Here is a 24091-nt window from a genome sequence, read left to right as displayed (position 1 = left end):
ATTTTGTTAGAGTATTAGAATGCTTACTTCACTTGAATAAAATTAAGTAGGAGGTGGCTTCCTTGCTTACAAAGTAAGTAAGGAAAAGTATTTGGACATATATAGTATAAGTATAGTGATTGTTTTAATTGCTTTAACGGCATTTTTCGTTGCAGCAGAATTTGCAATTGTTAAAGTGAGAAGTTCACGAATTGACTATTTAATTGCAGAAGGAAATAATCGTGCAACATCGGTCAAAACAGTCATTACAAACTTAGACGAATATTTATCTGCTTGTCAGCTGGGAATTACTGTTACAGCTTTAGGAATTGGGTGGTTTGGTAAACCTGCGTTAAAGCAAATGTTTGATACGCTTTTTGCAAATTGGAATATCTCTACTCAACTAGCAGACATTTTTGCTGTGATTTTAGTGTTTTTGTTAATTACTTTTTTGCATGTTGTAATAGGTGAATTGGCCCCAAAAACATTTGCAATTCAAAAATCTGAACAAGTGAGTTTACTTGTTTCTAAGCCGTTAATTTTCTTTTATCGTATTGCATTCCCATTCATTTGGCTATTAAATGGTTCAGCTCGAATCATTACGAAGCTGCTAGGGCTGAAACCGCCGAAGGGACATGATGAGGTTCATTCAGAAGAAGAATTACGGTTGTTAGTTTCAGAAAGTTATAGAAATGGTGAGATTAATCAATCTGAATATAAATATGTGAATAAAATTTTTGAATTTGATGATCGGATTGCAAAAGAAATAATGGTACCTCGAACTGAAATGAATATTATAAGTAAAGAGATGTCTGCTGAAGAAGCTCTGCAAAAAATGTCTCGTGAAAAATATACAAGGTATCCAGTTGTTGATGGCGACAAAGACCACGTAATAGGTTTTGTGAATTTTAAAGATATTTTTACTGAATTTGTACAACATAAAGCTGTTAATAAGAAGACAGTAGAGCAATATATGAGACCAATTATTTTAGTTATCGATTCTATTCCAATTCATGATTTGTTTTTAAAAATGCAAAAAGAAAGAACACATATTGCTATATTGATAGATGAATATGGTGGAACATCTGGACTTGTTACTGTTGAAGATATTCTGGAAGAAATTGTTGGAGATATTCAGGATGAGTTTGATACGGATGAGCAGCCAGAAATTCAAAAGGTTAGTGAAACGAAGACGATACTAGAGGGAAAAGTACTTGTTAGTGAAGTGAATATGTTATTTGGTTTAGGGATTGATGATGATGGTGTTGATACAATCGGTGGTTGGATTTTAACGAAGAATATAGAGATTGCTGAAGAGGATTCCATTGAAATTGAAAATTATAAGTTTTGTGTGAAAGAATTAGATGGACATTATATAAAAAGATTAGAAGTTACAAAGATAGTAGAATCGATTGTTATTTTAGAAGATGAAAAACAAATTTCGTTACAAGAGCAAATTAGCTCGTAAACTCTGCTATATAGCAGAGTTTTTTTGAGCATAATGTTTTTTGAGGGATAAGGGCTATGATACAATGACATAAGTCAAACCTTTCACTAGGTGAAGTATTGTTGTATACATATATTTGGAAGGAGAAGAAGTATGAAAAAGCATTTATATATAAATGGAGATTGGAAATCTGTAAACACGTATAAACCATTATATGCACCATATTCTGAAGAAACACTAGCTGAAATTGCACAAGGCACGGAAGAAGATGTAAAAGAGGCTGTTACCGCTGCAAAAAATGCAATGACAAAAATGAATACATTATCTGCATATGATCGTGCGACTATTTTAGAGAAAGTTGCACAAAAAATGGATGAAAGAAGAGAAGAATTTGCAGAGATTATTGCAAAAGAAGCTGCAAAACCAATACGTGCTGCAAGGGGAGAAGTAGATCGTACTGTTCAAACATACAAATTTGCAGCTGAAGAAGCGAAGCGTATATATGGTGAGACATTGCCATTAGACGCCGCACCTGGTGCAGATGGGCGTATTGCATATACAATCCGAAAGCCGATTGGGGTTATAGGGGCTATTACACCATTTAATTTCCCATTAAATTTAGTAGCGCATAAAGTTGGACCAGCAATCGCTGCCGGAAATACAGTTGTATTAAAGCCAGCTGATCAAACGCCATTATCATCTTATGCATTAGTTGAGTTATTTGAAGAGGCAGGATTGCCAAATGGAGCTTTAAATATCATTTCTGGTCCTGGCTCCACGGTTGGTGAGGCAATCGTCAAAAATGATTACGTTGCTTCTATTACTTTTACCGGAAGTCCAAAAGTTGGAATCGGAATAAAACAAAAGGCTGGGCTAAAACGAGTTACGTTAGAACTAGGCTCAAATGCTGCTGTTATCATTGATGAAGATGTAGAGTTAACAGATGAAATAATTGAACGTGTAAAATGGGGAGCATTTGTTAATAATGGGCAAGTTTGTATTTCAGTACAACGTGTTTTTGTACATGAAACGAAAATGCATGAATTTCTTTCGAAGCTAAAGAAAGCGATGGAATCAGTTGTTGTTGGTGATCCACTGCTTGAGGAAACGGATGTATCAGCTTTAATTTCAAAAAGAGATGTAGAGCGAATTGATATGTGGGTTCAAGAAGCAATTAAGGAAGGAGCAACTGTTTTATGCGGTGGTAAGAAGCGGGATGCAAGAATTTTTGAACCGACTGTATTAACAAATGTTCCAGATCATGTATCTGTGCAGTGCCAAGAAGTATTCGGTCCACTCATGACAGTAAATACATTTAAAGAATTTGATGAAGCGATTGAACAAGTAAATAATTCGCGTTACGGCTTACAGGCAGGTGTATTCACAAATAATTTATTTAAAGCAATGCGTGCAATTGATGAGCTAGAGGTTGGTGGTGTCATGATTAATGATATTCCAACGTTCAGAGTAGATCATATGCCTTATGGTGGCGTGAAAGAAAGTGGTACGGGGCGTGAAGGAATTAAATATGCAATAGAAGAAATGACAGAAATGAAATTAGTATGTATTAAAAAATAAAGTAGAAAAACTTAAAACTTGCACTAAAAAACGAGTAGGAAATGTTTACGATTCCATACTCGTTTTTTACGCTTCTAGTAACTATTTAATTAAGTGTAACTTTTACTTCATTTCTTGTTTGAAAATAGTATCTTCTACATAAATTTGTTCTTTATCTACAGCAGTAGCATGAGTTAATACTAAACCGATTGGTGTTTTTGTATCTTTATTTTGAACAATTGTAAAAGGAACATTTTTTTCGTTTGCTAATTTAATGTATTTTGATAAATGTGGGTAAGCAATGCCACCATTTAGGAGGAGTTGTAATGATTGAGAAGGGCGCATGCTACCCGCCACTTCAGAGTATACATTACTTTGCATTACTTGACCGATCGTTAAAGCGATTTCCACACGCTCACGTAATGTAGTTAAATACATATTACGTTCTTCTGGTTTGTTTTGCTTTTGGCCGTAAATGCCTTCTTGGAGATAATCTTCCACATTTTTATTTACCATATTTTTCACACCTTTCATTTTCTATTGTACGCAAGAATTAAAAATGATGCAAAAAAAGTCGTTTTGACTACGGAAATAATGAAAATATGTGAAGGAAAAAGGGGATTTGCATACAATTAGTTAAATAAGAAAGAAAAAATAATTTTATCAACAGAAATTAACAAAATGTGACAAAAATCTATTAACGAATCGTATTTTTTGTGTTAATATTCAAAATATAAAGGGTATTCGTCGTATGGAAATGGAGGGAATGGAGGTTTTTCCAATCGATAAGGATATTAAAGAAATATTTTGTTCACACTTGAAAAACAATAGGCACCAATTCGTAGAGAACTGGAAAAACAAAATGATAATTTCCGAAAAAGATCCATTTAAACTAGAAGTAGTTCAAAATGGAGAGGATTTACTAGAGTTAATTATCGAACTTACTATGGAAGATAAAGATATAAATTATCTTCAACCGTTATGTGAGAAAATTGCTATTGAACGTGCTGGAGCAGATGCGAATATTGGAGATTTTGTTTATAACGCAAACGTGGGAAGAAATGAACTTTTCGAAGCGATGTGTGAATTAGATGTTAGCGCTCGTGAATTGAAACCAATTATGGCAAAAATACATACTTGTTTTGACAAATTAATTTATTATACCGTTTTAAAATACTCGGAAATTATATCGAAGAATTTAGAGGAAAAACAGCAATATATTAACGAAACACATAAAGAAAGACTGACGATTTTAGGACAAATGTCAGCTAGTTTTGTACATGAATTTCGTAATCCGCTTACTTCCATTATGGGGTTTGTCAAATTATTAAAGGCAGATCATCCGAGTTTATCGTATTTAGATATTATTTCGCATGAATTAGATCAATTAAATTTTCGTATTTCGCAATTTTTACTCGTATCAAAAAAAGAAATGTGGAATGAATCGGAACGGTTTTGGCTTAATGACTTGTTTCAAGACATTATACAATTCTTATATCCGAGTTTGGTCAATGCGAATGTTTTGATTGAAAAGAATTTACCGTATCCAATTCCGCTTGTTGGTTATCGGAGTGAAGTGAGACAAGTATTTTTAAACATATTAATGAATTCAATTGATGCTCTTGAATCAATGAAAGAAGAACGAAAAATTATCATTGATGTATTTGAAGAAGATCAAGCTATTCGAATTGTGATAAAAAATAATGGACCAATGATTCCAGCTGAAAATGTAGAAACGATTTTTGAACCATTTGTAACTACTAAAAAGTTAGGAACTGGTATTGGATTATTTGTATGTAAACAAATTGTGGAAAAACATAATGGATCCATTATGTGTCGATCAGATAACGATTGGACAGAATTTCAAATTGCATTTCAAAAATAAACAGTCTACACCAAATGAATGGTGTAGACTGTTTTAATTTGTGAGTATAACGGCTTCTAATTTAGGATCTTTAGTTGAATAACCTACTATTGAAATTGTATAAATAACATTTGGTTCAACATTGAATTTCGGTATAGTCAATAAAATGTTTTTATTATCTGCGAGTGAAATTTCAATATCTGCTGTACCAGGGCTAACTTGCAAAAAATCGGTTATTTGTTTAAAGAGTACATTTTCAAATAAATGATCTCCATCTTTTAAATCTACATTTACAACAGGGGTATCTGGAGAGAAATGTGCAAAGCGTATTTTTGCTTGACCAGCTGGTAAATGTGTATTATCAAGTATAGGTTGTAATTGTAGGTGATTATCACTATTTATTGCAGCAAGAGTATAAGTATGATTTCCCATTATTGGTACCAACGCTGAAAAGATTGGAGTTTCATTTCCGACAGGAACAATATCTATACGGTATTTCCCTTGCACTAATGATAAATAAGGGCTGAATTGCTTAAATGAAATATTTTTAATAACCTTTTGTCCGTTTACTAAAATGTCAACCGCCGGTATATTTGGATCGGCATGAAAAATTCTTATATGTGATGGTAAAGCAGCTTCTTGTGAGTCTCTTGTTTCATACGCCTGTACAAGTTTTGATAGTGCATCGTAATATTTCATATATAATTCTATATATTTTTTAGGGTTACGAAACTGATAGTAACGTGCGAGCTGTTCGTATTGCGTAACTTCTTGTCCATATTTTTCGATTTCAGATTGAGACATGAACATTCCTCCTTTGTCATCATTAAAACTATATGCGAAGCAAGAAAGCGGTTATGCAAAAAAAATGATTTTATAAAGGGAAAATTAAAAAGTGACAACAAATATGTTTTCATAAAGAGGTGCTGGTGCTTACGAGAATTTCACAGAGTAAAGCAGTACATATGACTGTACGAAAGTAAAATAAATGCCAAATTGAAAGTGCATTTCAATTAACATATTGAATACATGTCCAAAAATCGCTAGAAAACTAGGGATTTTTTTAATTATAGGCAAATACACATACAAAGTGATAATTGTCCTACATAAATTATAAAGGAAAGATACTTTGAATCTGAGGAAAGGAGTGCCACTTCGGGATAGGGATATCCCGATAGTAATTGTGAATGAAGTTATGAAAAGGTTTTGTGTTATAGACTGTAGGATGAATTTGTAAACTTCATTTTTCTATTTATTTTAGCAATTGACAGTATTAACCCATAAGAGAGCGTCATGACGAACTGATTAGTGTGGTTAATCGGTTCTTTTTTTATAGTTTAAAAATGAAAAGTTTACATAATGAATAGGAATCTGAATTGATTAGTAAGGTGGGTGTCGAAATTTGTTTTAAAATATGCAATTTAAAGTAGGATAATAGGAAGGAGTTTAACGGGAGTTCCGTCGAAGTGTACAGAATGTCGGTATTTAAGGACAGCTGGCATTATGCTATAAAAACATTTGGTGATGCAGTCATTTCATATAAAAAGGAGGGTCATTTGGGCGTATAGAAAAGGGTTGGTCTTCGGTTTTTTAGTTCTGAATTTTCTGTTTTATAAAATTTTTTAAGCACTCATTTGTATATTTTATAATAGTTTTTTGATAAATTCACTGCTTTTGCAGAGGATTCTTTTTTATGAAAGAAACGTCAATTTTCTTCATATATATATACAAATTGGAGAAATGGGGGAGCGCTATGCGCGATTACTTAATTAAACCACTTGTTGGTCAGCCGTATCCAATGATTTCACATGGAAAAGGTGTTTATTTGTATGATCAAAATGGCAATAAATATTTTGATGGTTCGTCAGGAGCAATTACGGCAGGTATTGGGCATGGCGTAAAGGAGATTGCAGACGTTATTAAAAAGCAAGCTGAGGAGATTGCTTTCGTTTATAGATCACAGTTTACGAGTGAACCAGCTGAAAAATTAGCGAAGAAGTTAAGTGATTTAAGTGTAGGAGATTTGAACTGGAGTTTTTTTGTAAATAGTGGTACGGAAGCGAATGAAACAGCTATGAAAATTGCAATTCAGCATTTTCAAGAGCGAGGTATTCAAGGGAAACATAAAATTTTATCAAGATGGATGAGTTATCACGGTATTACGATGGGTGCTTTATCAATGTCTGGGCATCCACTACGTAGACAACGTTTCGTATCTATTTTGGAAGATTATCCGACTATACCAGCTCCATATTGTTTCAGATGTCCTGTTCAAAAGGTATATCCAACTTGTCAGCTGGCATGTGCGACTGAACTAGAAAGATCAATTGAAAGAATTGGTGCAGAGCATATTGCTGCTTTTATTGCTGAGCCGATTATCGGAGCAGCTGGAGGCGCGGTTGTTCCGCCGAAAGACTATTATAAAGTCATTAAAGAGATTTGTAATCATTACGATATTTTATTTATTGCGGATGAAGTAATGACTGGGCTTGGTCGTACTGGAGCATGGTTTGCGATGGAGCATTGGGGCGTAGAGCCGGATATTATGACACTTGGTAAAGGGTTAGGAGCGGGATATACACCGATGGCAGCGACAGTTGTAAGTGATCGTGTTATGGAACCAATATTACGTGGATCACGTTCAGTAATGAGCGGTCATACGTTAAGTGCAAATCCATTGTCTGCAGCAACGGCTTTAGCTGTTATTGAATATATGGAGAAACATAATCTTCCTGAAAAAACAGCAGAAAAGGGAGAGTATTTAATAAAAGGCTTACAGAAAGTTCAGCAACAATCGACAATCATTGCTGATGTGCGCGGAAAAGGGTTGCTAATCGGAGTAGAATTGCAACCGTTTACAAAAGCGTCAGAGCTTATTTCAGTTGCAGCTAAAAACGGCCTGCTTTTATATCAAGCAGTTTCAGGGCAAGCAGGAAAAGAAGATAGTGCACTGCTTGTAGCACCGCCAATGACAACTACATATTCCGAGTTAGATGAATTACTTTCAATTTTCTCTAAAAGTGTGGAAGAGATGATGCAAAAAGGAGGGCATAGTATCGCATGACAACTATTACAAATACATTCGGTAAATTAAAAGAAATTGAGGAAGTAATTTCTTTGTTCCATGATGATATGACATTAATGTTTGGGGGATTTGGAGGGATTGGATCCCCTCCATCTTTAATACAGGCAATTTTAGAAAAAGGCGTTACAAATTTAAATTTGATTGGAAATGACACTGGATTTCCTGATGTAGGTATCGGTCGTCTTGTTACAAATGAAAGAGTTAAATCACTAATTACTTCTCACATTGGCTCCAATCCAAATGCAGGAAGGCAACTAAACGAGGGAAGATTACAAATTGAGTTTTCTCCGCAGGGAACATTAGCAGAGCGCATTCGCGCTGGTGGCGTTGGTCTTGGTGGTGTTTTAGTTGATGTTGGTGTTGATACGATTGTGGAAGAGGGAAAACGAACAGTTGAAATGAATGGTAAGACCTACTTAGTTGAAACAGCATTAACTGCTGAAGTTTCAATTGTATATGCAAAAAAGGCAGATCCGTTTGGTAACCTTGTATTTGACAAAAGTGCACGAAATATGAATCCTCACGTAGCGATGGCTGGGGATATAACAATTGTAGAAGCGGAAGAAATAGTCCCGCTTGGAAGTTTAGATCCAGAGGAAATTGTCGTTCCAGGTGTTTTCGTAAATTATATTGTACCGTCGGAAGGAGTGAACTGGAAATGGGTATGGGCGTAGAAGTGAGGGATAAGATTGCTAGGCGTGCGGCGAAAGAAATACAAAATGGTATGATTGTAAATTTAGGTATTGGCATACCATCGCTTGTACCAAATCATTTGCCTGACGATATAAATGTTATGTTTCATGCCGAAAATGGAATCGTGGGCATGGGACCAACGCCAAGTAAAGGAAATGAAGACGAAAATTTGTGTAATGCAGCAGGTTTACCAACTTCTCTTATAACAGGAGCGAGTTATTTCGATAGCTGCACAGCGTTTGGGATGATTCGAAAAGGTTTGCTAGACATAACGATTCTTGGTTCATTACAAGTAAGTGAAAATGGCGATTTAGCAAACTGGATTGTACCTGGAAAACGTGTTCCAGGTATTGGTGGAGCAATGGATTTAGCACAAAAAGCGAAGCGGGTCGTTGTTGTGATGAATCATGTTGATAAGTACGGAAATGCAAAAATTGTTTCAGAGTGTACATTGCCATTAACTTCAAAGAAATGTGTAGATTTAATTATTACTGATATGGCAGTCATGGAGGTAACTCCGAGTGGACTTATATTACAAGAATTAATGAGCCCATACACAGTAGAAGATGTAAAACGACATACAGAAGCTGATTTTCAAATTAGTTCTAACTTACTAGTAATTGAATGAAGGGAGATGTAATATATGGAGCAATTAAAAAAGCAAGTTTGTGATTATATTGAGAGCCATGAAGAGGAAAGTGTGAAATTTTTAAAACGATTAATTCAAGAAAAGAGCGTATCTGGTGATGAAAGCGGTGCGCAGGCAATTGTGATTGAAAAATTACGTGAATTAGGTTTAGATCTCGATATATGGGAGCCCTCCTTTTCTAAAATGAAAGATCATCCTTATTTTGTATCACCCCGTACAAGTTTTTCAGATAGCCCAAATATTGTAGCAACTTTAAAAGGAAGTGGCGACGGGAAATCTATGATATTAAATGGGCATATTGATGTAGTTCCAGAAGGGGATGTGAATCAGTGGGAACATCATCCTTATAGCGGTGAGAAAATAGGGAATCGTATATATGGCCGTGGAACGACGGATATGAAGGGCGGAAATGTCGCACTTATGCTTGCGATGGAAGCGATCATTGAATCTAGTATTGAATTAAAAGGAGACATCTATTTTCAAAGTGTAATAGAAGAGGAAAGTGGCGGAGCAGGGACATTAGCAACTATATTACGAGGATATAAAGCAGATGGTGTCATTATTCCAGAGCCTACTAATATGAAGTTTTTCCCGAAACAACAAGGTTCCATGTGGTTTCGTCTACGTGTAAAAGGGAAAGCTGCACACGGTGGAACGCGCTATGAAGGGGTTAGTGCAATTGAAAAAAGCATGTTTGTTATAGAACATGTAAGAAAGCTAGAGGAGAAAAGAAATAGTCGAATTACAGATCCGTTATTTAAAGGAATTCCAATTCCAATTCCAATTAACATTGGCAAAATTGAAGGAGGGAGTTGGCCAAGTTCTGTTCCCGATGAATTAATTTTAGAAGGAAGATGCGGTGTTGCGCCGAATGAGACTATAGAGGCGGCAAAAGAAGAGTTTGAGAATTGGATTGTTGAATTAAATGATGTGGACAATTGGTTTGTTGAAAATCCGGTAGAAGTAGAATGGTTTGGAGCGAGATGGGTTCCTGGTGAATTAGAAGAAAATCATGAACTCATTACAACACTTCATCATAACTTTGTTGAAATCGAAGGGAACGAACCAATTATTGAAGCATCTCCGTGGGGGACTGATGGAGGTTTATTTACACAAATTGCAAACGTACCAACAATAGTATTTGGTCCAGGAGAGACGAAAGTAGCACACTATCCAAACGAATATATAGAAGTTGATAAAATGATAGCTGCCGCAAAAATTATTGCATGTACATTACTAGATTGGTGTGAGGTGAAAAAATGAAATACTATGAATCTTTTAGAGAACAGACGAATTGTTATACAGTAGAAGGCGTTTTAGATTATTTTAATAAACGTATCCGGGTAGATCACTATACAGGAAATGTTGAAAGTATTATACAGACAATTGACGAACTAGCAGAGAAACATTCTTTCACTAAATGTATTATTAAAGGAAAGGGAGAGCATGTTTCAACATGGCTCTCTTTCGGTTTTTTGTTGGAAGCAACGATACCTCATTATTTTCAAGGACACGATGCATACTTTTTTGTGAAATATAATAATGATGAAAGACGAAATAGTATGCATTGGACTGAGGAAGATACTATATTAAGCGGTGTAAAAGGAAAAGAAATAAAAGAAAAAGTAGTTCCAGAGAAATTTTTGCTGAGAAAAGCGACTGAAGAAGATGCAGAAGAATTAGCAACTGTCTTCGGAAAAGTATTTGAAGTGTATCCGACACCTTTAAATGAAGCGAGTTATGTATTACAGACGATGAAAGAAGACGATACAATTTACTACGTGTATGAATTTGAGGGGAAAATTATTAGTACAGCATCTGCAGAAATGAACATAAAGGAAGGGAATGCAGAATTAACGAATTGTGCTACTTTACCTGAATATCGTAAACATGGATTTATGAAAAGTTTACTAATTAAATTAGAGGAAGAGCTTCGAGAAAGATCTATTTTCTGCTCCTATACAATTGCTCGATCCCTTTCTTTCGGAATGAATGCTGCCTTTCATCAATTAGGCTATACGTATACAGGAAGACTGGCGAATAATTGCTACATTTTCGATAAGTTGGAAGATATGAATATATGGGTGAAAGATCTATCTAGTTATTCGAAAGCAGTAAAACTTCCGTCTCAAAATTTGGTTGTAAAGCAAAACAGTTAGGTGGAGCTGGGTGTTCGAAAAGCTGTACTAATTAGAGTTTCGAGTTATCTAATTAAAATATAAAATTGGTCAAAATTATAGAACGGAATCGTCATGCTTACAATCGCACATAGGTGTGCCGAAAATCCGGCATGTAATTGCTGGATTTTCGGCAAGAGGGGGGGATGACATTGCTAGCAGTTTCGACACAAGAAGTCATTGAAGCGATTTTGGGCAGTATTGATGAGGCTATACACGCTGTAGATGAAAATGGAATTACAATATTTTATAATTCTGTAGCTGCAAAACACGATGGATCCAAGATTGAAAAAGTGTTAGGGAAACATCTGTTAGAAGCGTTCCCGTCTTTATCAAGGGAAACGAGTACATTGATGAAAGTACTAGATACAAAAAAACCTATCGTACATCAGGTACAACATTATCAAAATTTAAATGGTGAAGATGTTTGTACAGTAAATACGACGTTACCTATTTTTATAGATGGGAATATTGCTGGGGCTGTTGAAATTGCAAAGGATTACTCTACAATTCAAAAACTTACTGACACAATTGTTGACTTACAGTCGAAAATAAAGCGATCATCTAGAAAAAAAGTGATTAAAAAGCACGCTGCATTTGAGACGATAGTGACAAATGATACGCGGTTTAAACAGACGAAAGAGTTAGCACAAAAAGTAGCACCAACAGACGCGAATGTTTTAATATATGGTGAAACAGGAACAGGAAAAGAACTGTTTGTACAAGCAATTCATGAAGCTTCTAAAAGAAAAAACAAGCCATTTATTGCACAAAACTGTGCAGCTTTACCAGAGTCGCTATTAGAAAGTTTATTGTTTGGAACGACAAAAGGAAGCTATACGGGAGCGATTGAAAGAGCTGGGCTATTTGAACTTGTTGATGGTGGTACATTATTTTTAGATGAACTGAATTCAATGCCTCTTGATTTGCAGGCAAAAATGTTACGAGTGTTAGAAGATGGAGTCATTAGAAGAATTGGTGATAATAAGACGAGAAAAGTAGATGTTCGTGTTATTACCGCAATGAACCAGCCTCCAGAAATATGTTTACGAGAGAATAAAATTCGCACTGATTTATATTATCGCTTAAACGTATTTTCATTATATATCCCACCGCTTCGTGAAAGAACTGAGGATGTACTATTATTAGCATCTTATTTTTTGAAAGAATATAATAAAAGTTATAAAAAAGGTGTACTTCAAATTGATGAGGAAGCGAAAGATAGACTGCAAGCTTATCAGTGGCCTGGAAATGTCCGGGAGTTAAAACATACGATTGAACATGCTGTTATTATTGCAGAAGGGAATACATTAACAGCCAATTGTTTACCACGTACATTTCGGAAAGAGAAGTTTTCGAAGAAGAAGGGTATAATGCCACTTAGAGAAGCACTTCATCAAACAGAAAAAGAATTAATAGATCAAGCGTTGATTGAAACGGAAGGGAATATATTACAAGCCGCAAAAATGTTGGATATCCCTCGTCAAACGCTTCAATATAAACTGAGCAAGTACGACAAAACCGCCGAATAATCGGCGGTTTTTGTGTGTTTGCACCAATAAAAGAGCGTTTACATATATAAAAAGTAATGAATATGATGTTAAGTATTGATTTCATACAACGCTTAAAAATATTTTTTTGCTTATGTAATAGGATTCTCCGCACATTTACTTATCAACAATGTAAAGTTGGCATAACTATTGCTTATATAAAGGATGAGCGTATAAAAAGGGGGAATAGCAATGTTACATGATGTATACAAACCAAATCGTCACTGGAAGGATATCGAATTATGGAAAGATGTTACTGAAGAGCAATGGAATGATTGGGTTTGGCAATTAACGAATACGATCAAAACGTTAGATGACTTAAGAAAAGTGATTAACTTAACACCTGAAGAAGAAGAGGGCGTTAAAATTTCAACGAAAACGATCCCGTTAAACATTACACCGTACTATGCTTGGCTAATGAATCCTGATGATCCACGCTGTCCGATTCGGATGCAATCAGTACCGATTTCGGAAGAGTTATATAAAACAAAATATGATTTAGAAGACCCACTTCACGAAGACGAAGATTCACCAGTTCCAGGGCTAACACATCGTTATCCGGACCGTGTACTATTCTTAGTAACAAATCAATGTTCTATGTATTGTCGTTACTGTACACGTCGTCGTTTTAGTGGACAAATTGGAATGGGTGTACCGAAGAAACAATTAGATGATGCAATTGCTTATATTCGTGAAACGCCACAAGTACGAGATGTATTAATCTCCGGTGGTGACGGACTTCTAATTAACGATAAAATTTTAGAATATGTATTAAAAAATTTACGAGAGATTCCGCATGTTGAGATTATTCGTATCGGAACGAGAGCACCAGTAGTATTCCCACAACGTATTACAGAAAACTTATGTAACATTATTAAAAAATACCATCCAGTATGGTTAAATACACATTTCAATACATCTATTGAAATTACTGAAGAATCGAAAAAGGCATGTGAAATGTTAGCGAATGCTGGTGTTCCAGTCGGAAACCAAGCAGTAATTTTAGCTGGTATTAACGACAGCGTTCCAATTATGAAAAAACTTATGCATGACTTAGTAAAAATCCGTGTACGTCCATACTACATTTATCAATGTGACTTATCTGAAGGTATCGGTCACTTCCGTGCACCAGTATCTAAAGGTCTTGAAATTATTGAAGGTTTACGTGGACACACATCTGGTTATGCTGTTCCGACATTCGTTGTTGATGCGCCAGGCGGAGGCGGTAAAATTGCACTTCAACCAAACTATTTAATCTCACAAAGTGCAGATAAAGTTGTACTTCGTAACTTTGAAGGTGTTATTACGACGTATCCAGAGCCAGAGAGCTATATTCCAGGAAGAGCGGAAGGATACTTTAAAGAGATTTATCCGAACTACGAAGAAAAACGTTCAGATGTTGGTATCGCAGGTCTTATGAGCGATAAGAAATTTAACCTCGTTCCAGACGACTTACAGCGTATGAACCGTCGTAAAGACTACGAAGATAATGATACTCATGCATCTTTAAAAGATAAACGTGATAAGCGCGATCAATTAAAAGATAAAAAATATCAAGCACAAATGGCTAAGTTAGAAGAAAACGACAAAAAAACTGAGGGTGATGCAGTATGAATTGTATGTGGTGTGACAGTACAGAAGCGAAAGAAAGCTTGAATACTGTATATTGGGAATTACCAGATGGTACGAAAGCCATTGAAATCCAAGAGACACCATGTATTTCTTGTTCCTCGTGCGGGATGGACTATCAATCAGACCATACAGTAAAAGAAATTGAAGATCAATTATTCTTAATTTACACGAAAGATTTACCAAAACAACTAACATATGAAGAATTAATGGGAAGACCGCGTCTATTAAAAAGAAATTATTTCGACTTTTAACCAGCTTTTATGCTGGTTTTTTTCTTTTTTGCCTTGTATAATGTACCCAAGTTAGAAAGGTAGGGAATATTTTTGAAAAAGACATTTTACCATTATATGATGAAGCATCGTGCAGCTTTATTTAGAAATGAAATTTCAGATTTAGCAGAGGCGATGTATGATGATTTAAGTTTTCCGAAGCAATCTGAAGACTATGATGAAATTAGTTCATACTTAGAGTTGAGCGGAATGCTAGAAAGTATGTCTATATTTGATGAAGCCTGGGATTTATACATACAAGATAGATAAAAACTATTTAAAAACATACAGAATACATTACTTTATTTAAAGTGAAGTATTCTGTATGTTTTTTTATTATGAAATTTGTTGATTTGAAGCTAGTCTAGTTACTAGCTTTTGTTTGAGTGTAATGTAAATTTTATAAGATTATATTTTTTATTGAAAAAATTTATGAATATAAGCTTCTGTGATAAGCGTTTTTATGTAGGTTGCATATACTGATATCAAAATCACGACGTCAAAAAAAGGAGAGATAGAGATGGCAAGAAAAAAACAACCTAAATACAACGTAGGGGACATAGTCGTGATTACGCTATATGGAACCGTTGGGAAAATCACAAATATGAAGGTTTTAGATGGAGTTTATGTATACGAAGTCAATAATCACGATGGATTTTACGTAGAGCAAACTTTGCAGCACGTTACAGAGCAAGATATGAAAAAGGGCGATACGGAGTGGATTGAATTAAATTATAATTTCACGTTTGGTGATCTTGTGCAAGTAACTGGATATGATAAAGATGTTTTCCGTATTGTTGGTTTTCGTACAGAAGTATGGAGATATAAGAATGACGCATGGGAAGATACAATTTATGAATTGTCACGGATTACGGATGGTGAATGGTTAGAAGCGGATGAATCAGATTTAACGTTACTAGCCAATGCTCAAACGGCAAATGCAATTTTGAAGAAAATGAAACAAGATAAAGCAGGTATGAATAAATTGGATTTAGGAAAGTTAAAGTCAATTAACAACTCGAAAAAAGTGAGTGTTAAGACGAATCGTCAAGAAATCATTGATGGATTACTTGACATTTATAACGATTATCAATTATTGTTCGATACATTTAAAGATGAAGAATATAAAATTGTAATGGATGTTGTTCATAATTATTTAGTTAAATTGACAGAGAAAAAGTAGTTAACTAGAAAGAGAGAATAAATTGAACAACAACATATGCAGTATAAGGTATGCCTACAACTATTAAAAAAATAAAAAGCCACTTTATAAGAGAGTCTGCCCATTGATCTTCATGCATGAACTCTTCTTTTGTTTGTCCTACTTCATATTGATTTTCCATTATTATTTCCCCCTTTGAATAGCTTGTACTACAATCGTATGCATCTCGTCCAAAGCTTATGACCTATAAAAAAATAAAATCTATTTTTCTAATCTCATATACATAATTTTGAGATTTTTTCATAAAACAGAAATAAAGGAGTGATGCTCATGAAGGAAATTGAAGTCGTGATTGATACGGAAGAGATTGCGGAGTTTTTTTATGAGCAACTAATTGAAAGAGGGTACGTCCCAAAACGAGAAGAAATTGAAGATCTCGCAGATATTACATTTGAGTATTTATTAGAGAAATGCATGATTGATGAAGTTTTTGATGAAGAGGATGAATGAAAGTAACGACGGGCATAACTCGTCGTTTTTTACTCTTTACAAACCTGTCACAAATATAGTCAATAATTATTGATATAATGAAAAGGAAATTTTACTCAAGAGGTGAAGGAATGTTCAAAAAAATTATTGATTCTTTATTAGGAAAGAAAAAATATCGTTCGTATTCAAGTAGTGATTATCGTCGTAGAGGGCGCTCGTATTCAAGTAGCGATTATAAACGACGTTCATCTGGTTATGGACATCAACATTATAAAAGAAAACGTAAAAGCCGTAGCTTCTTTTCAAGTAGCTGATGAAATGGCGTCGTGTACTAGCATTATTTGATAGACCACTGCGAAAAAATACAATTGTTGCAGAGCGTTATAAAATTGAATCAGTAATTGGAATGGGCAGTTATGGGGTTACATATGTCGTTAATGATTTACAAATAAATAGATATAAAGTCTTAAAACAATTAAGACAAAGTAAACAAAGATATGAGTCTGGTAGAAAATCATTTGAACAAGAGAAAATGATTTTACAAACATTAAATTATCATGCAATTCCTAGTCTATATGATCATTTCATATGGGAGAAAAAGAGCTTCTTTGTGATGGAGTACATGCCTGGTAAAAATTTTGAAGATTATATTTTCATAGATGGGTATGTATATACAGAACGTGAAGTTTTTGAGATTTTATATGAAATATTAGAAATTGTATCGGTGTTTCATAGTGAAGGCATTATTCACCGAGATTTACGCATTCCAAACATATTAATGAAAGAAAATCAAATTAGTATTATTGATTTTGGATTAGCTAAATGGAAAGGTGAGGATGATGAGCGAGCTACAACTTACGAAGGTGAACAAGCTTTGATGCGAGAAGTTCAATTTCGTAGCGACTTTTATGCGCTCGGTCATTTCTCATTATTTTTATTATATGCAGGATATGAATCTAATGAAAAACAGGAAAAACCATGGTACGAAGAATTAACTTTGGAAAATTATAATCGCGAAATGCTTATGCGAATGTTACAAATAAAAACGCCGTACTATGAGAATGTACAAGATTTAAAACAAGATGTAGCTTCTGCTTTAGAAAGGATGGAGACTCCATGTTTCAAAAGTTTTTAGCAAGCGTTGGTATTGGAAGTGCAAAGGTAGATACTGTTCTTGAAAAAGATGAGTATATTGTTGGGGAAGAAATAGTTGGAAAGGTTCATATAACTGGAGGTTCAGTTAGCCAACAAATTGAAAGCATTTACTTAACATTATCGACGTCGTATGTACGAGAAGTGGATGATAAAAAAGTAACAGCAACATATGATTTAGAGCGAGTACGCTTAACCGAACCTTTTTCTGTAGAACCAAATGAAACAGTTGACATTCCATTTTCTTTTCCAATGCCAATTGAAGCACCACTTACACTTGGTATGAAAACGGTTTGGATTCATACAGGTCTTGATATTAAACGTAGTATAGACCCAAGTGACCGCGACTACGTTCAAGTGTTACCTAATGCATTATTAAGTAGTGTTTTAGATAGTGTAAATGAATTAGGGTTTAAAGCACGTCATATAGAATGTGAAGAATTACCGCATCGATTACGTAAACAAGTTCCATTCGCACAAGAATTTGAGTTTATTCCGGTTTCTGGAGAGTACTACGGCAGATTAGATGAATTAGAATTATTAATTTTGCCACGTGCATACGACCGATTAGAAATAATTATGGAAGTAGATAGAAAATCACGTGGATTAGCTGGTTTATTCGCTGAGGCACTTGATCTTGATGAGAAGGTTATTCGCTTCACTGTAACAAGAGAAGATATCCCTGAGATGAAGCAAAAAATTAATAATTATATTTTTTAATAAACTATGCATAAAAAAGAAATGGAGAGGAAAACTAAAACAACCGCTCCATTTTTTTGCATAGTGAGGTTATGTATGTGAAACGATATCGACATTTATACTTGCTAAGTTTTACGTTACTCATTTGTTTTGTCGTATTATCACTTTCGTATCATACCGCTTGTATTGAGAACTTTGACAATATAGTCGCACATTTTATTCAAAGCTTTCGAAACGATTATTTGACGACCTATTTTACTTGGGTGTCTTTTATCGGTTCCAAAAGAATATATTTTCCATTACTCATTATTCTTGTAATGTATTTTCTCGTTAGAAAAAAGTTGCTTAGTGCGTTACTTCTAACAATTAATTACTACGGATCTCGTTATTTAAACAGTATGCTTAAACTATGGTACGAACGAGCAAGACCTGATGTCACGCAGCTTGTTACTGCAACTGGATATAGTTTTCCGAGCGGTCATACGATGAATGCTACTGCTTTTTTAGGATTTATTGCATACGTCACAATTACTGAAGAGCGTATTTCGTTGCATAAAAAATTGTTAATTATTCTTATAGCAAGCTTTGTTGTATTATCTATTTCAGTTAGCCGAATATATCTTGGCGTGCACTATCCATCTGACATATTAGCAGGATGGGCAGCTGGTGGTAGCTGGCTCGTTTTATGTGTTATATTCCATAAAACGTTCATAAAAAAAGAACCTATGTCATAATAGGTTCTTTTTTCATTGGCTCAACATGAATGTGTGCATGGTAAATTCCAAACTTTTTGCGAAGCATAGCTTCGATGTTGTCGGTAATACAGTGACTTTCTCCAACATCCATGCGAGCATCTACTTCAATTGTAATATCAACGTACGTTTGATTCCCATACATACGTGCTCTAATATCTACAATGTTTTCCACACCGCCAATATGCTCAATAGCATCAGCGTATTCTTCCATTTTATCAGGATCAATTCCATCTGTAAGCATATGAGAAGATTCTACGAAAATCTCCCATGCAGTTTTACAAATAATAAGACCGACAATTAAAGCGGCAATAGGGTCTAAAATAGGCATTTGGAACTGAGAACCGACAATACCTACTACGGTACCAATACTTACGAGTGCATCTGATAAATTATCCTTTGCAGCGGCTTCTAATGATTTACTTTTTGTTCGTGCTGCAATTTTTTTCGTATACAAATACACGCAGTACATAACGACAGCAGAAAATAAAGCAACCCATGCAGCGAGTATATTAGGCGCTGCTTGTTTCGGATTTAAGAAAGATTGAATGGCACTAATAACAACTTCTAATCCGACTGTTGCCATAATGAAGGACGCAACAAGTGATGCGATTTGTTCGGCCCGCGAATGCCCATACGGATGATCTGGGTCACGAGGTTTACGAGATATTTTTAGACCAATTAATATCGCTAAAGAAGCACCGATATCCGTTAAGTTATTTAAACCGTCAGCACGTAATGCGCTAGAGAGGGTAATATAACTGATGATGATTTTCATAGAGGATAAAAATATGTAGGCCATAATGCTGACAATAGCGCCTTTATCAGCTTCTTTATGAGAAAGAGTATCCATTTTAATCACTCACCTTTCTTTAAAGGAATTTCTTTCTATAAATAGAGTATCAAACGAAAGTCGTGTGGGTCTATACAAACATTGTTGACGTTTTATAGCTTTTTAAGAAGGGGATAACAAAGTTTCGTGAAGGAAAAATATGTTGAAAAGTACAAAGTCAGGGTGTAAACCTAATTAGAGTCTATTTACTAAAGAGATAGGAGGGGAGATGGATCAAGAAACGAATACTTTTCTTACTACATATTATTCTTATCATGACAAGGTGTAATTCATTAAACGAGGAAAAACGTCAAAAGATAATTATGAAAACAGATGAAAGCCCTCTGGAAAATATTTTCCAGAGGGCTTTCATCTTAGTATGCTTCTAAAAACTCAGTAACTTGCTCTTCTGTTTTTGCGTTAGCACTATGTAAGTGGCCTAGCTTCTCACCGTTTTGGTATACAAGTAAACTTGGAATACCCATGACTTGATACTCTTCAGCGATACTTGGAAACTCATCTTTATTAATAGAATACCATTCAAATTTATTGAACTCTTCCATTACATCTCCGATAAAGTTGTCCATACGTACGCAATCTGGGCACCATGTAGTAAAGAACTTAACAACTACTGGCTCCTCGCTTGCGATGATGTCTTTGAATTCTTGTTCTGTTTTAATTTCTTTCATAAGTAAAACTCCTTTCAATATCACACGAATTTATATGCAAAATTCGCATTTGCAAACATGTTGCAAACTTATTATTTGTTTTTTAGTTTTGTAGTTCGTTCACACTTATAAAATTGTATGTAACATGGCTGCGCTACTAAGTGTGAAAATAACGGAACCTCACTTTTCTTTATAAGCTTTTTCCAGGATTGTGTCAAACTTTTGAATTTTATACAGAAATTAAAGAAGCCGACACTTTGATTAAGTATGGGCAGAGTGACTAAAATTAATCGCTTATTAATTTCGAATAAATATTTAAATCGATAAGCTTTCCAGCTGATTTTTCGCTTTTTCTCAGAGTACCTTCAAAAGTAAAGTTTAATTTTTCTAATACTTTTATGGAATTTACATTTGCTGGTTCAACTTTTACAAAAATTGAATCAGGTTAGAAATTATATGGTTGTAATGGGAATTGAGGGATATGAATAAAAAAATTGTATCCCGCATTAACGGGCAGTAAGACCCCCACTGATTAAAGTTTCACTTTATTAGGGATTTGCCTTAAACATTTATTACAGTCAAGAATATTTATAATAATATGAACTAAAAAAGGTCCAATTTTTGTAATGTTGGAGGGGATTATTGTGGACATAACTCAAAGCGTGGCAAGAATAGTGGTTAATGGGAAAGACCTTTCTTTCACTTCAGTTCAAACCTCTGCATGGAATCATGGACCTGTAAATGATTTAATCATTACGACGAATCAGAGGGTGAATGAGCTTTTTCAATTCATGTGGTCACAAGTACCGGTTACGATGTCGATATATTTTCTTCAAGGGGCGGATTTACTTAGGTTCGTTAGGGTTGCTGGAATCGATGAGCGTGTAACAGGAGAATATGTATATCATTTCATTTGGTAATAAGAAGAATTCAAAGTAGTCTAGCAGCTACTGTTTTATTTTGTCATTTGAATATAAGCGAGCGGACTAGCTTATAGTACCTACTGAAATAAAGAATCATAATATAATTTGTAATAAATTATACGGAAGTGAGTTGAAGATCATGTTTTATTCATATTTTAATTCTGAAGCTGGCATGCGACCAGCGTATGGTACGTCTATAACATATAGTGGAGCACAAAGTACAGTCCAAGCTATTCAACAAGCATTGCAAATGCAACAACAAATGCAAATGCAGCAGCAAGGAGTACAACCATATTACTCATCCGTAGAGTATTTTTACCCAGTACATCATGTTACACCGTACGGAAGTTCTTTTCTTACTATTCCATATGGAACTATATACAACTTATAACTAGTAAGGAATGAAGTGGTGTATATAAATAAGGGTGCAGATTAATAGCGCCCTTATGAATAATAAAAATAGCTAGTCCAAACCGTATAAATCAATCTTACATAATATGTAGTAATAAGTTTGAAAGGGGAATTAGTATGTCTTGTTATTACTACTGTAAGTATTGTCAGGAGTATAAAGATAAGCATCATGATTGTTGTAAGAACACTAGTAAGTGTCATGATAACAAGGACAATCTTGTTAGAGCATCGGCATTTAGAGCTAGAAATACTGTGAATCAAAATGTTCCTGCTAATACTTTTGTGAAAGTGTTATTTCAAAATGAACAATTTGATTTAGCGAATGAGTATAATCCAGCAACATCTATTTTTATGCCGAAGACTAAAGGTGTATATTCTGTTATTGGAACAATTGGTTTCTTTCCAAACGATCCAACTTTAAATTATAGAGCGCGTGTAGAAATTCGTGTGAATGGAAACGCAGCGATAGCTATAGATAATGACTTTTTTGGTCCAATAAGTTTTGGAAATGTCGTAAGTGTTTCGACGATTGTTCAATTGAATGCAGGGGATGAAGTTGAGATTTATGCACAAAGTAGTATAGATGGGGTTTTAAGTCCTTTAGAAGATGGGGCACATTTTGAAGCGGCAAGATTTCCTTCTCCAACTAAATAAAACTGATCATTAAATGTTTTTTAGTAGGTTTAGTTAATCCCCTTACCAAATGGTGGGGGATTATTATTGTTTTTCTAGGATATATATAAGTAAATAGGTAAAGTGTAGTTTAATTTGTAGGGGCTTCAACCTTCTTCAGATAATGAACAAAATAATATGCAAATAAGTAACATGCTTGTGAAAACTCATTGTTAGTAAGTTTACTAGTTTTCTTATTGAACAGAAAGACGGAATACATAAAAGATCGTATCATTACGTTTTTTCTTTACTATATAGAAATTACATATTGAACACAGCTTTGTATAGGTAATGCTAATACACTGAAAAGAATAACATAAAGGCGATTACACTATATAAAAACAAAATCAATCCTAAGATGAGTAGTATTGGATGCAACTTGAACATATTTGACCTCCTTGAGTATATAAAGAATTTTAATATATTGTTGGTCAATTTAGAAGGGGGACGGTTATAAAAAAAAAGAGCATACATAATAAGTACGCTCCAAAGAAAGATAGGTTTTATGAGTGGATAATCTCCATACGATAATATATGTTCTTTTAATAAAAACGTGTAAAAAATCAATGAATTATCAATGGAATATCATAAAATGAGTAATTTTAGTCTAGGAATGCAGTTATTTTCTTTCTCAGTTATTTTAGGTAACAAAGTTGTGAAAATCGTGCATTATGCGGACTAACAACGGGATAACGATCGTACTTCAGTTACATATTTCTGAAAGTCTGGATATTGCGTGATAGTTTGACATTTAGGGGTGCATAGTTGATTAATTATAGACACATTTGTAATTACTTCGTTACAAGGACCGAAAAATGTAACTTTTAGTTTTGAATTTGGTGGAATTTTAAACACGATAGGTTTTTTTTCCATGAAATCAGCTCCTAATATTGAGTATTATAATTTAAAGGATATAGAGTCGTATTAGTATAATATGAAATTTCAGTGGATTTGCTTATAATAAAGAATTTCATAGTAGTAAAAGTGCTTAAAGATGTAAAGGGAAAATTGAGAATGTGAAATAAGATGTTTAATTAATATAACTGATGCATTTTTTAGTTTTTTACATATTATGCTAGTAAGAATTGTATAAGGAGGTAGTGTAAAATATTGGAAGAAAATGTACAAGTTCAGCTTTCGCCACCTTGGATCACATATTTTAATGAATTAAAAAATTCAACATTTGACTTAATAATATATAGAAAATGAGTAGTGATTTTTATTAACTGAAAGGGAATTGATACTGGAAGTTTTAAGTTAATAATATAAGAGGATTTTTTCTAATATCTATAAAAATGTTCAATACCTAAATTGATAGGATGAGACTACATAACAAATAGTAAGGTATATTTCGAATATGAGAATATTTTTTGTGACATACATGTTAAAGCTAATAAAAATATTTCTGAAAGAGAATATATTTTGAAAA

General features: G+C 34.3%; 27 protein-coding genes and 1 pseudogene. 21 read left to right on the top strand and 7 right to left on the bottom strand.

Annotation, left to right across the window (positions count from 1 at the left end; all coding sequences use genetic code 11):
* Positions 1-91: 91 nt before the first annotated feature.
* On the top strand, positions 92-1447 hold the full coding sequence (locus tag ACTFR8_RS03320; RefSeq protein WP_044584423.1) for a hemolysin family protein: 1356 nt from the start codon (positions 92-94) through the stop codon (positions 1445-1447).
* A gap of 132 nt (positions 1448-1579) precedes the next feature.
* On the top strand, positions 1580-3004 hold the full coding sequence (locus ACTFR8_RS03315; protein ID WP_000716459.1) for an aldehyde dehydrogenase family protein: 1425 nt from the start codon (positions 1580-1582) through the stop codon (positions 3002-3004).
* A gap of 102 nt (positions 3005-3106) precedes the next feature.
* Here ACTFR8_RS03315 and ACTFR8_RS03310 read toward each other — a convergent pair whose 3' ends face one another.
* The gene (locus ACTFR8_RS03310; RefSeq protein WP_000247557.1) at positions 3107-3499 is read right to left on the bottom strand and encodes a YueI family protein; all 393 of its coding nucleotides are present in this window, start codon (positions 3497-3499) and stop codon (positions 3107-3109) included.
* Positions 3500-3734: 235 nt separating this feature from the next.
* On the opposite strand from ACTFR8_RS03310, the gene ACTFR8_RS03305 reads away from it, so the two are divergent.
* Positions 3735-4868, top strand: a complete 1134-nt coding sequence (locus ACTFR8_RS03305) for a BA2291 family sporulation histidine kinase (RefSeq protein ID WP_000425086.1) — start codon at positions 3735-3737, stop codon at positions 4866-4868.
* A gap of 33 nt (positions 4869-4901) precedes the next feature.
* On the opposite strand, the gene ACTFR8_RS03300 is transcribed toward ACTFR8_RS03305, so the two are convergent.
* Entirely contained in the window at positions 4902-5651 is a 750-nt protein-coding gene (locus ACTFR8_RS03300; protein ID WP_030025541.1) for a DUF4397 domain-containing protein, read from the bottom strand.
* Between the two features lie 949 nt (positions 5652-6600).
* Between ACTFR8_RS03300 and ACTFR8_RS03295 the strand changes: the two genes are divergently transcribed.
* From ACTFR8_RS03295 to ACTFR8_RS03250, 10 genes are all read left to right on the top strand, one after another.
* The gene (locus ACTFR8_RS03295; protein ID WP_001205884.1) at positions 6601-7911 is read left to right on the top strand and encodes an aspartate aminotransferase family protein; all 1311 of its coding nucleotides are present in this window, start codon (positions 6601-6603) and stop codon (positions 7909-7911) included.
* Positions 7908-8606, top strand: coding sequence for an acetate CoA-transferase subunit alpha (gene atoD, locus ACTFR8_RS03290; protein ID WP_000208107.1), 699 nt, complete (start codon positions 7908-7910; stop codon positions 8604-8606). The genes ACTFR8_RS03295 and atoD overlap by 4 nt, the downstream gene beginning before the upstream one ends.
* The gene (locus ACTFR8_RS03285; RefSeq protein ID WP_000525278.1) at positions 8591-9253 is read left to right on the top strand and encodes a CoA transferase subunit B; all 663 of its coding nucleotides are present in this window, start codon (positions 8591-8593) and stop codon (positions 9251-9253) included. The genes atoD and ACTFR8_RS03285 overlap by 16 nt, the downstream gene beginning before the upstream one ends.
* Before the next feature lie 15 nt (positions 9254-9268).
* Positions 9269-10537, top strand: coding sequence for a peptidase (locus ACTFR8_RS03280; protein WP_000436691.1), 1269 nt, complete (start codon positions 9269-9271; stop codon positions 10535-10537).
* Positions 10534-11433, top strand: a complete 900-nt coding sequence (ablB, locus tag ACTFR8_RS03275; RefSeq protein WP_000878603.1) for a putative beta-lysine N-acetyltransferase — start codon at positions 10534-10536, stop codon at positions 11431-11433. Before ACTFR8_RS03280 ends, ablB begins: the two co-directional genes overlap by 4 nt.
* Positions 11434-11597: 164 nt before the next feature.
* Positions 11598-12983 (top strand): arginine utilization transcriptional regulator RocR, encoded by a 1386-nt coding sequence (rocR, locus tag ACTFR8_RS03270; RefSeq protein ID WP_144608096.1) that lies wholly within the window; start codon positions 11598-11600, stop codon positions 12981-12983.
* Between the two features lie 210 nt (positions 12984-13193).
* Positions 13194-14615 (top strand): lysine 2,3-aminomutase, encoded by a 1422-nt coding sequence (ablA, locus tag ACTFR8_RS03265; RefSeq protein ID WP_000902142.1) that lies wholly within the window; start codon positions 13194-13196, stop codon positions 14613-14615.
* Entirely contained in the window at positions 14612-14884 is a 273-nt protein-coding gene (locus tag ACTFR8_RS03260; protein WP_000995763.1) for a YokU family protein, read from the top strand. Before ablA ends, ACTFR8_RS03260 begins: the two co-directional genes overlap by 4 nt.
* 72 nt (positions 14885-14956) lie before the next feature.
* On the top strand, positions 14957-15172 hold the full coding sequence (locus ACTFR8_RS03255; protein WP_000750717.1) for a YozE family protein: 216 nt from the start codon (positions 14957-14959) through the stop codon (positions 15170-15172).
* A 250-nt stretch (positions 15173-15422) separates the two neighbouring features.
* Positions 15423-16085, top strand: a complete 663-nt coding sequence (locus tag ACTFR8_RS03250) for a hypothetical protein (protein WP_000101499.1) — start codon at positions 15423-15425, stop codon at positions 16083-16085.
* A 4-nt stretch (positions 16086-16089) separates the two neighbouring features.
* Here the strand turns inward: ACTFR8_RS03250 and ACTFR8_RS03245 are convergent, their stop codons facing one another.
* Positions 16090-16245, bottom strand: coding sequence for a DUF3930 family protein (locus tag ACTFR8_RS03245; RefSeq protein ID WP_000431486.1), 156 nt, complete (start codon positions 16243-16245; stop codon positions 16090-16092).
* A 149-nt stretch (positions 16246-16394) separates the two neighbouring features.
* Here ACTFR8_RS03245 and ACTFR8_RS03240 point away from each other — a divergent pair, with 149 nt between their 5' ends.
* The 5 genes from ACTFR8_RS03240 (at position 16395) to ACTFR8_RS03220 (ending at position 19138) form a co-directional block, all read left to right on the top strand.
* Entirely contained in the window at positions 16395-16574 is a 180-nt protein-coding gene (locus tag ACTFR8_RS03240; RefSeq protein WP_000658451.1) for a YozD family protein, read from the top strand.
* Positions 16575-16684: 110 nt separating this feature from the next.
* Positions 16685-16867 (top strand): hypothetical protein, encoded by a 183-nt coding sequence (locus ACTFR8_RS03235; protein ID WP_000473371.1) that lies wholly within the window; start codon positions 16685-16687, stop codon positions 16865-16867.
* Positions 16867-17688 (top strand): serine/threonine protein kinase, encoded by an 822-nt coding sequence (locus ACTFR8_RS03230; protein ID WP_000872067.1) that lies wholly within the window; start codon positions 16867-16869, stop codon positions 17686-17688. Before ACTFR8_RS03235 ends, ACTFR8_RS03230 begins: the two co-directional genes overlap by 1 nt.
* Positions 17670-18425, top strand: a complete 756-nt coding sequence (locus tag ACTFR8_RS03225; protein WP_000486631.1) for a sporulation protein — start codon at positions 17670-17672, stop codon at positions 18423-18425. Before ACTFR8_RS03230 ends, ACTFR8_RS03225 begins: the two co-directional genes overlap by 19 nt.
* A gap of 77 nt (positions 18426-18502) precedes the next feature.
* Positions 18503-19138 (top strand): phosphatase PAP2 family protein, encoded by a 636-nt coding sequence (locus tag ACTFR8_RS03220; protein ID WP_000833370.1) that lies wholly within the window; start codon positions 18503-18505, stop codon positions 19136-19138.
* Here the strand turns inward: ACTFR8_RS03220 and ACTFR8_RS03215 are convergent.
* The 3 genes and pseudogenes from ACTFR8_RS03215 to ACTFR8_RS03205 all read right to left on the bottom strand — a co-directional run.
* Entirely contained in the window at positions 19128-20009 is an 882-nt protein-coding gene (locus tag ACTFR8_RS03215) for a cation diffusion facilitator family transporter (protein ID WP_000380380.1), read from the bottom strand. The genes ACTFR8_RS03220 and ACTFR8_RS03215 overlap by 11 nt on opposite strands.
* 353 nt (positions 20010-20362) lie before the next feature.
* On the bottom strand, positions 20363-20677 hold the full coding sequence (locus tag ACTFR8_RS03210) for a thioredoxin family protein (protein ID WP_000658787.1): 315 nt from the start codon (positions 20675-20677) through the stop codon (positions 20363-20365).
* 265 nt (positions 20678-20942) lie between these two features.
* Positions 20943-21092, bottom strand: a pseudogene (locus ACTFR8_RS03205) (GNAT family N-acetyltransferase); the annotation flags it as partial.
* A 208-nt stretch (positions 21093-21300) separates the two neighbouring features.
* Between ACTFR8_RS03205 and ACTFR8_RS03200 the strand changes: the two are divergent.
* The 3 genes from ACTFR8_RS03200 (at position 21301) to ACTFR8_RS03190 (ending at position 22644) form a co-directional block, all read left to right on the top strand.
* Positions 21301-21576: a hypothetical protein gene (locus ACTFR8_RS03200; RefSeq protein ID WP_000355689.1), complete on the top strand. Its 276-nt coding sequence runs from the start codon at positions 21301-21303 to the stop codon at positions 21574-21576.
* A gap of 142 nt (positions 21577-21718) precedes the next feature.
* Positions 21719-21970, top strand: coding sequence for a DUF3947 family protein (locus ACTFR8_RS03195; RefSeq protein WP_000500092.1), 252 nt, complete (start codon positions 21719-21721; stop codon positions 21968-21970).
* A gap of 137 nt (positions 21971-22107) precedes the next feature.
* Entirely contained in the window at positions 22108-22644 is a 537-nt protein-coding gene (locus ACTFR8_RS03190) for a C1q-like domain-containing protein (RefSeq protein WP_002098484.1), read from the top strand.
* Positions 22645-23340: 696 nt separating this feature from the next.
* Here the strand turns inward: ACTFR8_RS03190 and ACTFR8_RS03185 are convergent.
* On the bottom strand, positions 23341-23535 hold the full coding sequence (locus ACTFR8_RS03185; RefSeq protein ID WP_000412559.1) for a hypothetical protein: 195 nt from the start codon (positions 23533-23535) through the stop codon (positions 23341-23343).
* Positions 23536-24091 lie beyond the last annotated feature (556 nt).

It is taken from the genome of Bacillus cereus group sp. MYBK15-3, from assembly GCF_051916765.1.
GTDB lineage: Bacteria > Bacillota > Bacilli > Bacillales > Bacillaceae_G > Bacillus_A > Bacillus_A cereus.
Note: the sequence above shows the minus strand (reverse complement) of the source record. Positions and strands in the feature narration are given on the sequence as shown.

Bases quoted from the DNA above. Each gene is read 5' to 3' on its own strand.
- ACTFR8_RS03305 (WP_000425086.1), top strand. From the start codon at position 3,735: ATGGAAATGGAGGGAATGGAGGTTTTTCCAATCGATAAGGATATTAAA.
- rocR (WP_144608096.1), top strand. From the start codon at position 11,598: ATGACATTGCTAGCAGTTTCGACACAAGAAGTCATTGAAGCGATTTTG.
- ACTFR8_RS03280 (WP_000436691.1), top strand. From the start codon at position 9,269: ATGGAGCAATTAAAAAAGCAAGTTTGTGATTATATTGAGAGCCATGAA.
- ACTFR8_RS03300 (WP_030025541.1), bottom strand. From the start codon at position 5,651: ATGTCTCAATCTGAAATCGAAAAATATGGACAAGAAGTTACGCAATAC.
- ACTFR8_RS03230 (WP_000872067.1), top strand. From the start codon at position 16,867: ATGAAATGGCGTCGTGTACTAGCATTATTTGATAGACCACTGCGAAAA.
- ACTFR8_RS03215 (WP_000380380.1), bottom strand. From the start codon at position 20,009: ATGGATACTCTTTCTCATAAAGAAGCTGATAAAGGCGCTATTGTCAGC.
- ACTFR8_RS03310 (WP_000247557.1), bottom strand. From the start codon at position 3,499: ATGGTAAATAAAAATGTGGAAGATTATCTCCAAGAAGGCATTTACGGC.
- ACTFR8_RS03315 (WP_000716459.1), top strand. From the start codon at position 1,580: ATGAAAAAGCATTTATATATAAATGGAGATTGGAAATCTGTAAACACG.
- atoD (WP_000208107.1), top strand. From the start codon at position 7,908: ATGACAACTATTACAAATACATTCGGTAAATTAAAAGAAATTGAGGAA.
- ACTFR8_RS03285 (WP_000525278.1), top strand. From the start codon at position 8,591: ATGGGTATGGGCGTAGAAGTGAGGGATAAGATTGCTAGGCGTGCGGCG.
- ACTFR8_RS03190 (WP_002098484.1), top strand. From the start codon at position 22,108: ATGTCTTGTTATTACTACTGTAAGTATTGTCAGGAGTATAAAGATAAG.
- ACTFR8_RS03295 (WP_001205884.1), top strand. From the start codon at position 6,601: ATGCGCGATTACTTAATTAAACCACTTGTTGGTCAGCCGTATCCAATG.
- ACTFR8_RS03250 (WP_000101499.1), top strand. From the start codon at position 15,423: ATGGCAAGAAAAAAACAACCTAAATACAACGTAGGGGACATAGTCGTG.
- ablB (WP_000878603.1), top strand. From the start codon at position 10,534: ATGAAATACTATGAATCTTTTAGAGAACAGACGAATTGTTATACAGTA.
- ACTFR8_RS03260 (WP_000995763.1), top strand. From the start codon at position 14,612: ATGAATTGTATGTGGTGTGACAGTACAGAAGCGAAAGAAAGCTTGAAT.
- ablA (WP_000902142.1), top strand. From the start codon at position 13,194: ATGTTACATGATGTATACAAACCAAATCGTCACTGGAAGGATATCGAA.
- ACTFR8_RS03195 (WP_000500092.1), top strand. From the start codon at position 21,719: ATGTTTTATTCATATTTTAATTCTGAAGCTGGCATGCGACCAGCGTAT.
- ACTFR8_RS03210 (WP_000658787.1), bottom strand. From the start codon at position 20,677: ATGAAAGAAATTAAAACAGAACAAGAATTCAAAGACATCATCGCAAGC.
- ACTFR8_RS03235 (WP_000473371.1), top strand. From the start codon at position 16,685: ATGTTCAAAAAAATTATTGATTCTTTATTAGGAAAGAAAAAATATCGT.
- ACTFR8_RS03240 (WP_000658451.1), top strand. From the start codon at position 16,395: ATGAAGGAAATTGAAGTCGTGATTGATACGGAAGAGATTGCGGAGTTT.
- ACTFR8_RS03245 (WP_000431486.1), bottom strand. From the start codon at position 16,245: ATGGAAAATCAATATGAAGTAGGACAAACAAAAGAAGAGTTCATGCAT.
- ACTFR8_RS03185 (WP_000412559.1), bottom strand. From the start codon at position 23,535: ATGGAAAAAAAACCTATCGTGTTTAAAATTCCACCAAATTCAAAACTA.
- ACTFR8_RS03225 (WP_000486631.1), top strand. From the start codon at position 17,670: ATGTTTCAAAAGTTTTTAGCAAGCGTTGGTATTGGAAGTGCAAAGGTA.